General features: G+C 54.9%; 6 protein-coding genes. 2 read left to right on the forward strand and 4 right to left on the reverse strand.

The window, feature by feature from the left end; translation table 11 throughout:
- From ACFOFO_RS02490 to ACFOFO_RS02505, 4 genes are all read right to left on the reverse strand, one after another.
- Complete coding sequence (locus tag ACFOFO_RS02490) at positions 1 to 2,007, reverse strand: M3 family metallopeptidase (RefSeq protein ID WP_390330753.1); 2,007 nt, start codon at positions 2,005 to 2,007, stop codon at positions 1 to 3.
- Between the two features lie 71 nt (positions 2,008 to 2,078).
- Positions 2,079 to 3,812 (reverse strand): ABC transporter substrate-binding protein, encoded by a 1,734-nt coding sequence (locus ACFOFO_RS02495; RefSeq protein WP_390322868.1) that lies wholly within the window; start codon positions 3,810 to 3,812, stop codon positions 2,079 to 2,081.
- Between the two features lie 114 nt (positions 3,813 to 3,926).
- Positions 3,927 to 5,705 carry an ABC transporter substrate-binding protein gene (locus tag ACFOFO_RS02500; protein WP_390330754.1) on the reverse strand — a complete coding sequence of 593 codons (1,779 nt, stop codon included), beginning with the start codon at positions 5,703 to 5,705 and terminating at the stop codon, positions 3,927 to 3,929.
- A 49-nt stretch (positions 5,706 to 5,754) separates the two neighbouring features.
- On the reverse strand, positions 5,755 to 7,527 hold the full coding sequence (locus ACFOFO_RS02505; RefSeq protein WP_390330755.1) for an ABC transporter substrate-binding protein: 1,773 nt from the start codon (positions 7,525 to 7,527) through the stop codon (positions 5,755 to 5,757).
- Positions 7,528 to 8,419: 892 nt separating this feature from the next.
- Between ACFOFO_RS02505 and ACFOFO_RS02510 the strand changes: the two genes are divergently transcribed.
- Together ACFOFO_RS02510 and ACFOFO_RS02515 are read left to right on the forward strand one after the other, a co-directional pair.
- Entirely contained in the window at positions 8,420 to 11,497 is a 3,078-nt protein-coding gene (locus ACFOFO_RS02510; RefSeq protein WP_390330757.1) for a TonB-dependent receptor, read from the forward strand.
- 850 nt (positions 11,498 to 12,347) lie between these two features.
- Positions 12,348 to 12,844 (forward strand): energy transducer TonB (locus tag ACFOFO_RS02515; RefSeq protein ID WP_390330758.1); only part of this gene is annotated, 497 nt, incomplete at its 3' end.

Consider the following 12,844-nt stretch of genomic DNA (forward strand, 5'->3'; position numbering starts at 1 on the left):
TTACTGCAGACGATGGCCGGCAATTTCATCAAAAAACGCTTTGCTGTTGGATTCGCGGCCTAAGAAACCACGTACCAGATCAGCGCCACGCAACTCACTCCCCCGCTCCAGAATCGACTTGCGGTAGAGCTGGCCGACTTCGGGATTCATCAATTTGCCGTGGTAACGCGACAGCATGTCCAGCGCCAGTACTTCGGACCACATATAACCGTAATAACCGGCCGCATAGCCGCCCATCAGGTGTCCGAACTGTCCCGGGAATTCGGTGCCGGCCACGTAACCCAGCGGCGTTGCACCTTCCATTTTTTGCCAGACTACCAGCGGATCGTCACTGGTTCCGTTATGCAGCGCCATGTCGTACCTTGCATACAGCAGCTGGCGCGCGTAACGGATGCCGCGCCCGTAGTTGTGGGCGGCGGTCATGCGCTGCAGTATCTGGTCATCGATTTCAGGACAGCCGGGCTTGCAGAAACCGGCCATCAGCTGCAAGGACTCCTTGCGGCGTGCCCATTCTTCATACATTTGCGATGGGGCTTCGACGAAGTCACGCTCGACGCTGGTACCCGATTGCGACACATAACGCGTGTGCGACAGAACGCCGTGCAGCACGTGGCCGAATTCATGCACCAGGGTTTCCAGCTCATCGCCGCTCAAGCCGACGCGATCGAAGTTCGTGACCAAGGCCGAAATCGGGGTGCGCCCTGCCACCGTGCTGACACCGCGCACCGGCCAGGCCGCCGCGTGTCCGTATTTGCCTTCGCGCGGGAACAGGTCGAGGTAAATACCGCCGATACGCTGATGATTGGCCGCATTGAACACATCGTAATACTTCACATCGGCATGCCAGACCGGCACTTCGGCCGGCTTGAATTCGATGCCGTACAACTTGCTGGAGACGTCCAGTATCCACGGCACCGCGGCATCCGTCGGGAAATATTTGCGCAATGCATTCTGATCGACGTTGTAGCGCGACTGTTTCAGCTTTTGCTGCCAGTACGCCACATCCCAGCGATTCAGTTTGGTGTCGGCCAACGGCGTGTTCAGGGTTTGCGCCTTGTATGCGCGCAGCTCCTCGATCTCCTTCTGCTCGCTGCTGGTCACAGCCTGCTGCACTTCGCCCAAAAAGGTATTGACGGTGGCTGGGGTGCTGGCCATCCGGCGCCGCACCACGAAGTCGGCGTAGCTCGGCAGAGCGAACAGGGCCGCCATCTCGCGCCGCAGGGCCATGGCCTCTTTCAACAGCGGCAGATTCTTCGGCGTGCCGTGATTGGCATACGCAAACTGGAAGCGCTCGCGCGCTTCGCTGCTGTCGGCATATTCCATGAACGGGTTATATTCAGGATATTCGAAACCGAGCAGGTAATTGCCCTGGTCGTCACGCTTCGCCTTGGCCAGGTAGTCGGCCGGCAAGCCTTTGACTTCGTCGGCGCTGAAGCTCAATTTCTGATTGTTGTCACGCACGTTGCGCGCAAATTCCTGGCCCAGCATTTCCAGCCGTACCACGATCGCTTTCATTCGCACCCGCTTTTCGGGCGGCAACGACACGCCGGCATCATCAAATCCATCCAGCACATCCTGGCGCAGCTTGGTCTCGATCGCATCGCCCTTGATCGACTTGAAGCGCCGGTACAGTGTCCGGTTCTGGAGCAACTCGGTGGCGAATTTATTGATGTCGACCAGGCAGGGCTCCGATTCGCTGCGCACCTTGGCATCCGGTGACACATTACTGAGCAAATCGACCGGCCCCTGCAAATCTTCGATCGCCATCTGCAGCTGGTTCCAGACCGCGAACACGGTCTTGGCGTGATGCGCCTTGGCGGCCGGCATTTGTTCCAGTGCGGCCACCTGCTTGCGCAAACCCACCAGCCCAAGATCGCAACGCGCGCTGATTTCGCCGGCCCGCAGGATCGGGATCAAGGGCCGCTCCGTAGTCTGGCCGATTGCCGGACCGGTCGTCAGCGAAATCAGCGCTGCGCTGACGGACAAGAACAACGATGATGGTTTCATGCTCCTCCTCTTATATTTTTTGTTTGTTCTGACTTCATTTCAAACTACTGCGTAGCGCGTGAAACCCCGACTTATTTGCTCTTGTCGATATCGATGTACAGCCACTCCTGATTCAGAATTGGATGCTTCTTGAAACCGATTACTTTCGGCTGTGCCAGCATGTTGCGGTAACGGGCATAACCCAGGCGCTGCGGTGTATCGATTTCGAGGATACGCGTCATCTTGTGGTACAGCAGATCGCGCTCGGGGCCGGCGGGCAGCTTTTGCGTCTGCTCATAGAGCTTGTCGAACTCCGGACTGGTGTAGCAGCCGTTATTGGTCTGGTGGATGTTCTTGCTGTAGTACAGCTGCATGAAATTGTCGCCGTCCGGGAAGTCGGCGATCCAGGGATTGGTCCGCATCTGCAGCTTGCACTGCTTCTCCGCCTTCAGGATGTCCGGGAACGGCTTCGAATCCCCTTCCATCCGAATATGGATCGAATCATAGGTTTTTTTCCAGATTTCCGATTGTTGCTGGCCGTTCGAATCGTTGCGGGCCGTGTAATGGATTACCAGCGGTTTGCCATCAGGCAGCGTGCGCCAGCCATCAGAGTCCTTCTTGTAGCCAAATTTGTCGAGCAAGGCATTGGCCGCCGGCAAGTCATACTGGATGCTGCTCTTGTAGGCTGGATCGTGACCGACGATACCGGGCGGGATCGGATATTCCAGTGCCACTGCCTCGCCGTGCCAGATGATGTCGATGTCTTCCTGCACGTTGTGCGCCATCGCCATCGCCCGGCGCAACGCGATTTTTTCCTTGCTGAAGCCGCCGGTCACCGAGTCCTGCATATTCCAGTAATAGACGCTGGTTTCGGGGTCGATGATGCGCGACAGCTGCACGCCCTTGGCGGCGAGCTCCGGCAGCAGCTTGCCACCCGCGAGTGCCTTCGGCGCCAGTGGCCCTTCCAGCTGGAACAGGTCCACTTCGCGGTTCTGAAACGCCAGCCAGCGCGACTGGTCTTCCAGCATCACGCTGATCTCGATCCGGCCGATCTGCGGAATTTTCTTGCCCTTCATCTGAGCCACGATGCGCTGGTCTTCCGGATCGCTGCCGGCCTGAAAATCCCAGGTCAGGCCGCGGTAGTCGGGATTGGCTTCAAGCACGATGCGTGCTTGGCGCACCCATTGCGTCAGCATGTAGGGGCCGGTGCCGACCGGATGGTCCATGACCAGTCCTTGTGCGTCCTGGTATTTCTCGACCACCTCGCGCGCCACTGCACCGGACGGCGTATGCGCCAGGATCATGCCGAGATTGTAGTCAGGGTGCGTCAGATGAATCCGCAAGGTGTAGGGATCGAGCAATTCGAATCCCGCGACCTTGCCATCGATATCGTACTTGCCGCTCTTTTTGCCGGCAGCCACCAGTTCGTCCAGGCCGACCACGCGCCCGTCGAACAGCCACGCGTTGGGCGAACCGAGTCTAGGATCCATCAGCCGCTTGAACGAATACACGTAATCGGCCATCGTCAACTCACGCTTCTTGCCGTTGAAGGCCGGATCAGGCGTGAAGTAGATGCCTTTTTTCAGGCGGATGGTGTAGGTCTTGCCCTCGTCTGTCACCTCAGGCAGTGCGGCGGCAGTCAGCGGTACCAGTTTTGCCGGTCGCGCCAGATAGTCGTAGGTGTAAAGCGCCTCCTCAATCGCCTGGGTCACATGCGAAGAATAGAGGTCGTTCGACTTGGCAGGGTCGAAGCCGGTCTCGCCTGCGATGAACACATAACGCAATACCTTGGCAGGGTCGGCCGAGCCGGCAATCGAAGCGCTCATGGGCAAACTGCAAACCAGGCAGGCCGCAAACATTTTGCGTAACCAATGTGATGTCATTTTTTGTCTATCCTCATATACAGCAGCGACCTGTGCATTGCGCATGGCCGACTTGATTTAATGTTTTTCCACGTCGAGATACTGCCAGTCGGCATTCAGGATCGGGTGTTTTTTGAAGCCCTTGACCCACGGTTGAACCAGCCAGTTGCGCAAGCGCCATAAAGCCAGCATGTGTACCGTATCGGCTTCCATTTGCCGTTGCATGGTGGTGTACAGTTTTTGCCGCTCCGGACCGTCGGGCAGCTGGGCCGCCTTGCGATACGCGTCGTCAAAAACCGGCGATTGATAGCAACCCATATTGCCTTGCAACGAGTTGGGTCCGTAATACGACTCGAAAAAGTCGCTGCCGTCCGGAATACCTGCGGTGCCGCCCAGGCCGAACATCGGCAATTCGCAGCGGTACGCCGCCTTCAGGTTATCGGCAAATCCGCTGACCGGGAATTCCGTGCGTATGCCGATCTTGTCCAGCGAACGCTTCCAGATTTCCATCATCGCGATATCACGGGTCTTTGGCGCGGAATGTATCTTGATCGTCAGCGGCTTGCCGTCGGGTGTGGTGCGATAACCGTCGGCGCCTATCTTGTAACCGAACCGATCCAGCAGTTTGATCGCCAAGTCCGGGTCATAGCCGACGCTGGTCCGATAGCTCGGATCGTAGCCGGCCACGCCAGGAGGAACGAACGATTGCGCCCTGATGGCCTGACCGTAGCGCACCTGCGCGATTTCCTCGTTGAGGTTGTACGACATTGCGATGGCGCGGCGCAACGCAATTTTTTCCTTGCTGAAGCCGCCTACCACCGGGTCCCTGAAATTGAAAAAGGTCCGCGTAACGCCGGGTTCGGCATAGCGATACAGCGTAATGCCTTTGGCGCTGTAGGCCGGTTTCAGCTTGTCGCCATCGAGCACCTTGGGTGATGCCGAATCGGACAGTTGTTCCAGGTCGAGCTGTCCGCTGTCGAAAGCAAGCCAGCGCGATTGTTCTTCCTCGATGATATTGATTTCGACCCGGCCGACCTGCGGCATTTGTTTGCCGCGCATGTCGTGAATGATCTTCTCATCCCATTTGTCGCCCGATGATGTGAAGTCCCACACAAAGCCGCGATAGTCGGGATTGGCGACTAGTACGATCTTGCTGCGCGGTACGTACTGCCTGAGCATGTAAGGGCCCGTGCCGACCGGATGTTGGCCGATATCGTCGCCATACATTTCCACGACTTCGCGCGCAACCGCCGCCGCCTTCGCATTGGCGAGGTGGTAGACCAGGGTCGTATTCGGCGCTCGCAGACGGATCCGCAAGGTATGGCGGTCGGGCGTCTCCAGTCCGGCGATCAGCTTGTCGTAGTCGAAATGGCCGGTCTTTTGCGCCTCGGCTGCCAGTTCATCCAGTCCAACGATCTTGCCGGTGAAGGCCTCAGCCTGCGTCGAATGATTTTTCGGATCGAGGTGGCGCTTGATCGCGTAAGCGAAATCATTTGCGATCAGTTCGCGGCGCTGGCCCTTGAAAGCCGGATCCGGCGTGAAATAGACGCCCTTCTTGATATGGAAGACGTAGGTCTTGCCGTCTTCGCTGATCTCCGGCATCGCCTCCGCGACGCCCGGGATCAATTTGGCGGGCCGCGCCAGATAGTCGTACGCCAACAGGCTTTCAAATACCCCTTCTGCCAGCCAGTTGGTGTATAGGCTATTGGTGCGTGTCAAGTCGAAGCCATCGTCCGCCGCTTCGAAGGACAGATGCAATATCTTGTTCGAATCAGCCTTGGCAATGGCCGCGCCATGCAAGATGAGCCCGCAGACCACGCCAGCCATGACTTTGGCGCAAAACGACAGTAACTTCATGTTCTTATCTCGGTGGATTCAGATGTTCGGGACGTGCCGTGGCCTGATCTTAATGTTTTTCGACGTCCAGATACTGCCAATCGGCATTCAGGAATGGATGTTTCTTGAAGCCTTTGACCCATGGCCGCGCCAGCCAGTTGCGGATCCTGGTGGTGTGCAGATCCCAGGCGGTATCGGCTTCCATCTGGCGGTTCATCTGAATATAGAGCTGATTGCGTTCCGGACCCGGCGGCAACGCGACGGCCTTGCGATACAGTGCATCGTAAGCGGCCGACTGATAGCAGCCGAGATTGCCCCGCATAGAATTGGGTCCATACAATAATTGCAGGAAATTTTCGCCTTCCGGGAAATCGGCGATCCAGGCGCCACCCCACATCATCAATTTACATTCGTTGGCGGCCTTGAAATTGTCAGAAAAATTGCTGACTGGAAACTCAGCCTTGATGCCGATTTGGTCGAGCCCACGCTTCCAGATTTCGGAAATGATCTTGGAAGTCGCATTCGCTTCATTCGTGATCTTTAACAGCAATGGCTTACCGTCTGGCAAAGTGCGGTAGCCGTCGGCCCCACGCTGGTAGCCGAACCGGTCCAGCAGTTTGTTGGCCAGGTCAGGGTCGTAGCCGATACTGCTGCGATAGGCCGGATCGTGGCCCACCACGCCGGGCGGGACAATCATCTCTGCCTTGATCGCCTGCCCCATCCGCAACTGGGTGATTTCCGCCTTGACGCTGTATACCATCGCGATCGCGCGACGCAACGCAATTTTTTCCTTACTGCTGCCACCGATGGTGGGATCAGTAAAATTCATCATGGTGTAGGTGATTTCGGGCTCGACATTGCGCGACAGGTTGATCCCCTGCGCGGCGAACTCCGGTTTCAGCTTGTTGCCGTCCATCACTGTCGGCGCCGCGGTTTGCGGCAGTTTGTCGAGATCGAGCTGCTTATCCTGAAAAGCCAGCCAGCGCGATTGCTCTTCCTCGATAATGCTGATTTCGACCCGCCCGACCTGTGGCATTTTTTTGCCATGCATGTCGTGCACGAGCTGGTCATCCGCCGGATCGCCAGACGACTTGAAGTCCCACACGTAACCGCGGAATTCCGGATTTGCCACCAGAATAATTTTGCTGTGCGGCGTGTATTGCTGCAGCATGTACGCGCCGGTACCGACCGGATGCAATCCGCTTTGGGCGCCATACGCCTCGATGACTTCGCGCGCGACGGCGCCTAGACCGCTATAGGCGGCAACATACAAGAAATTGTAGTCCTGCACTGTCAGCTGGATGCGCAGGGTGTAGCGATCCGGCGCTTGCAAACCGGCGACCGGCGCATCGTAATCGAAACGACCGCTCTTTTTCGCCGCGGCCGCTAACGCATCGAGTCCGACAATCTTGCCTTCTACGAAATTGGCCAGGGGCGAACGGTTTTGCGGATCGAGCAGGCGCTTGAAGGTGTAGGCGAAATCCTGGGCCGTCAATTCCCGCCGCACGCCCTTGAAGGCCGGATCGGCGCTGAAATAGATGCCTTTCTTGATATGGAAGGTATAGGTCTTGCCGGCGTCGCCCACTTCGGGCATCGCGTCTGCTGCCGCGGGAACCAGCTTGGCGGGACGAGCCAGATAATCGTAGGTGAGCAGCGGCTCGTTAATCGCCGAACTGATCCAGTGTGAGTAGAAATTGGTGGTGCGTATAGGATCGAAGCCGTCATCTGGCGCTTCGAAAGCCATCCGTATGACTTTGGTCGGGTCGGCCGGATTGGCCGCATGGGCCGAACCAGCGAACAATAGGGCAACTACGCATCCTTGCCTAATTCGTTTCCACATCATTTAACACCACTCCATACAGCAGCGAAACGCCGTATCTATAGAAAGCACATTTATACGCCGGTTGGCACATAGCTAGAATTCAATCAAAAACGCCGCACAACCTTATGAGTTCCGGGCGCCGCAGAAATGGGGAAGCCAAAAAAGGCGTAACAATAACGCATCTTGGTGGCGCCGTGAAAGAAACACCCGGAAATATTAATGCTGCTAAGCAGCAATGTTGCTGGCGCCCCACTGGCATAAATAGCCAGTACTAACTGCAGTCAGCGATGAAAAATTTTCGACCGAAATCTTGGCGAATAAAAAATTAGAGTAGCGCCTCATCATAATTAGAGTAATGCCTCAGTTTAATTCGCACATTGATTTAATTAGAGTGATGCCTCGGTTCATTAATACATTGGTTTAATTAAAGCAGCCATTGGTTTAATTCGCGCATTGGCTTAATTAGAATAATGCCTCGATTTAAATTAGAGTAATGCCTCAGTTTAAATTAGAGCGATGCCTCGATTTAAATTAGAGTGGTGCCTCTGTTTAAATTGCCATCCCAACCAATCAATGGAAATTGATGCGGCTGGAGCGAAATTCGCCTATCAAATCATCGCGGGGCAGTAACCCAATCGATGTTATTTAGTCCGCGCTTCTCCAGCGCAAAAATTAATTCACATGCTCACCAAAAAACAACGCGGGCGGATTGACAGTTTGCTTGTAAGAATGTTTCCATGTCACCCAGCTGAAATAAACTCATTCTTGTTAATGAATTTATAAGGTCACGCCAACAAGGCGAAGAAAAAAACAAAGCTACAAAGCTAAAAAACTGAGTGGCACTCAAAACTCAAATTACCCAAGGAGTTTGGCAATGACGTTGGAAACTAAGTTGTCTCGTTCAAAACGACGAATGGAATTTACGCTTAAGAAGAAAGTTGTAGTACACGCGCTCGCGCTCGCGTTTGGCGGTGCTGTAATGACTGTCGGTATCAATCCGGTAGCAATGGCCCAGTCCAATGCCACCACGACCATTTACGGTAAAGTCGCCGCAGGTAGCGATGCCGTGCTGATTGAAAACGTGGACACCGGTCTGCGCCGCACACTGACACCAGACAGTAATGGCCGGTTCCAGGCTACCGCAATGCCGCCAGGACACTATAAAGTCCAGGCAATGAAGGGCACAGCGGTCGTTGGCACCACTGAAGTAGACGCGCTGGCCGGTCAAGGCGCCGAAGCCACCTTCGCAGCAGCGCCTGTAGCCGGTGTGCAATCGGTTCAGGTTACTGGCGCGCGCAGGACAATTGACGTCTCGAACAGCAACAACGGCGCAACCTTCACGGCCAAAGAACTGGCAAAATTGCCAATTGCCCAAAGCGTTGACGCCATCATCCAGTTGGCACCGAATACGACGCGTGCCGACTCCCGTTACGCAGCTGGCGCCAGCTTCGGCGGCGGCGGCGCATCGGAAAATGCATATTATGTCAACGGTTTTCCAGTCACCAACCCTCTGACCCAGCTCGGCGCGTCCGAACTGCCATTCGGCGCCATCTCGCAGGCGCAGGTTCTGACCGGCGGTTTCGGTGCTGAATTTGGTCGTTCCGTCGGCGGCGTGGTCAACATCACCACCAAAAGCGGTACCAATAACTGGGAAATGGGCGCTCAGGTAAGCATCGCTCCGTCTTCCACACGTGCCAAGGCCAAGGATATTTTCTATCCAAACACCGGCGCACCGGAAAATGCGAAAACAGACAACACCCTGTACAGAAGAAATGAAGACAACAAGGTAGAACAAAAGACCTACGGCGCGTATGTGGGCGGCCCGATCATCAAGGACAAGCTGTTCATGTTTGTCTCGGGTGAATATCAGGACAACTCGTTCTCAGGCACGAATCAACTTAATAACACTGGCACCACATCCAACCTACTGGGCGGCTGGTCAGAAAAGCAGGATACGGTCAAGCGCTACCTCGGCAAATTCGACTGGAACATCACCGACAATCATCGCCTCGAATTGACGCTGATGGGTGACAAGCCGGAGCAGGATGAACAGTTGTCCGGCTACAATTACGCGACGCGTGCTCGTGATGGCGTGGTCCGCTCTTCGGCCCACTACACCAACATTCCGGATCATACCGGCGCAGTGGGTGCCGACGTCCAGATCCTCAAGTACACCGGCAATCTGACCGATGACTTGACCCTGACCGCGCTGTATGGCCAGAGCAAGACCGAGCACACCAACACGTTTGACGGTTTCGATCCGATTAACTCGCCGCTGTACCAAGTAAGCGCTCCATTGGCGGCGCGCGCACCAGGTATCACTTATAACAATCCGCAACTGCTGACTGGCTTCATTGTGCCGCCGGGCGCTGAGGATACCGTCAAATCATCCCGTCTTGATCTTGAATACAGACTTGGACAACACACGATCCGCGGCGGTCTGGACTACAACAAGCTGAAATCGATCAACGCTGGCGATCTGACCGCCGGTGGCGGCATCTGGACGTATTCCCATACCAACACACCGAACTCACCGATCACCCTGCAGGGTGTTCCGACCGTGGTGGCTTCCGGTGGCGGCTTGGGAACATCGGGCTACTACGTTCGCAAGCAAAATTTCTTTGATGCAACAACAGCCTATTCCAACCAGTCTGCCCAGTACATCGAAGATCGTTATCAGGTGACGAAAGACGTCCTGGTGACCGCCGGCTTGCGTAACGAGCAGTTCACCAACAAGAACGGCGATAACGAAACCTTCCTGGAGATGAAGAACCAGTTCGCGCCACGTTTGGCCGCGGTGTGGGACGTCAACGGCGATGCTTCGATGAAAGTGTTCGGTAGCGCCGGTCGTTACATGGTGCAAATTCCGACTCACCTGGCCGTGCGCGGCGCCAGCCGTTCCAGCTATCTGCGTCAGTATTTTACTTACACTGGCGTTGACGCCAACGGTGCTCCAACCGGCACGACGGCCATCACCGGGGTCTTGTCGCCTGACAATGAATTCGGTCAGGCAAAAGACGCTCGCACTGTCGCGGCTCTGGATATGAGCCCCAACATGCAGGACGAGCTCACGCTGGGCTTTGAAAAGTCATTTTCGCCTAGCCTGAACTTCGGTGCCAAAGCGACTTACCGCGTCCTGAAGTCGGCGATCGACGATTTCTGCGATCAACGTCCGTTCGACGCCTGGGCGGTTCGCAATAATGTCGACGCCTCAAACTGGGGTGGCTTCAACTGTGCATCGTTCAATCCCGGTAAAGACAATGATTTCCTGGTTGACTTCGCAGGTACAGGCAATAACCTGACCCGCGTCCACCTGACCAAGGCAGATCTTGGCATGCCAGATGCACAACGTACCTACCTGGCAGTCGACCTGTTTGCTGAACACCCGCTGCGTAACGGCTGGTACGGCAAGGTCAACTACACCTGGTCGCGTAGCCGGGGTAATACCGAAGGTCAGACGCTGTCTGACGTTGCTCAAACTGACGTTTCAGCGACCCAGACCTGGGATCACCGTGAACTTATGGAAAATTCCAACGGCCTGTTGCCTAACGATCGCAAGCATCAGATCAAGGCATACGGCTTCTATGAAATCACGCCACAATTTAGCGTGGGTGGCAACTTCCTGGCCGCTGCTGGTCGTCCTAAGAACTGCATCGGTAACTACCCGGACGCATTGGTGGCTAACGATCCTGGCTTCCCTGATTACGGTTCAGCCTACCACTATTGCAACCAGGTAGCGTCGCCGCGTGGTGCAGCCGGCAACCTGCCATGGGATATCCGCCTGGACATGAACGTGGTGTACAAGCCTGAACAAGTAAAAGGTCTGTCATTCAAGCTCGACATCTTTAACCTGTTCAACAGACAAACCGTGCAAACCATCGATGAGTTGTACAACCTCAACGACGCAGTTGCCGCTACCTACAGCCGCACCATCAGCTACACGGCGCCACGCGCGTTGAAGCTGACTGCGGAATACAACTACAAGTTCTAATCGAACGCGTAGCTGGTAAATAACAGGTAGTAAGCCTAAAACCCGCAGGTTCCGATCTGCGGGTTTTTTCGATGCCAAGCTCCCGGCGTATCGATTCCGCTTTCGTGCGCGGCGCAACCAAGCGAGTGTCATGCTTGTCTATACCAATGAACAAAAGCGATAGCCAGGCGGTCCATACAATGGGCACGCTTCCGAGCCGATACTTGCGGCTATGCCAACATCACGCGTCGCGAGCATGGGAACGTGTGCATTGGGTGGCGCTGTCGTCTGTTTGACGAGGAAAAATACGGCCGGATAATGATTAACTTGATTAACTTGCGTGACTTGGAACGATCAGTGATGGGAATTGAAATCCCCTCAGAATTGTGCTGCGCAGCATTCAGCCTGTTTCGCTCAAAGCCTCATTCAAACATTCTTTTTTGGGGTTGAAAACGAAGCTTCGAACATTTAAATTCCCATGTTTTTGTATTTTTAAAAAATTTCCACCACAAAAATCGATCATTAAAATTGAGCACACGATTGTTATGCGCAACAATCCGGGTTTGGGCATCGTTCCGACTTCAGACCTGGGCGAAGATAAACTCAAGCCCAGTCGATGATCCATTGGGCATGGCGCCCATTACAGCGTTAAAGAATCAAATGACCAAACTCAAGAAACATCTGTAGTTATCACCGTTTCAAGAAAATGAAATGCACGTCAGTTTCGACATTCTTTTAGAACTAAATATTGTAATTACCGCGCGAAAAATCGTATGTATAATTCCGCGTACTCACAAATTGGACAGGTAAATCCGCCTGAATAAAGCGTGAATTTGACAACAAGAAGTAGTTGGTATTGGAGGAAAGAGGCATGGATTTCACGCAGAATGAGAGAAACCCCACAAAAAATTTAACTGGCATTACCGTGGTGGTTCTTCTGCATGTTTTTATCGTTTATGCGCTGGTTACAGGACTTGCCCGTAAAGTCGTGGAAGTGATCAAACAACCGATCGAAACTAAGATCATTGAAGAGATCAAACCACCGCCACCACCACCGGACAAGCCACTGCCGCCACCACCGCCGAAAGTCTTGGCACCGCCGCCGCCATTTATTCCTCCGCCAGAGGTCCAAGTGCAGCAGCAGCCACAGACGAATACGATTGCAGCTGTCTCAAATGTGCAACCGGAAAATCCGGTAATGCCAACGGCGCGTCCGGCTCCTGCTCCTGTAGCAGCGCCGGCTGCACGTACCAGTGCAGTTTATGATTTCAATTCCTGCGCAAAACCGGTGTATCCGCAATCTTCGGCTCGTAATGAAGAAACCGGTACAGTCGTATTTTCGTTCCTGGTGGGCGTCGATGGTCGTGT

The organism is Pseudundibacterium arcticum (assembly GCF_042646465.1).
Taxonomy (GTDB): Bacteria; Pseudomonadota; Gammaproteobacteria; order Burkholderiales; family Burkholderiaceae_D; genus Undibacterium_A; species Undibacterium_A arcticum.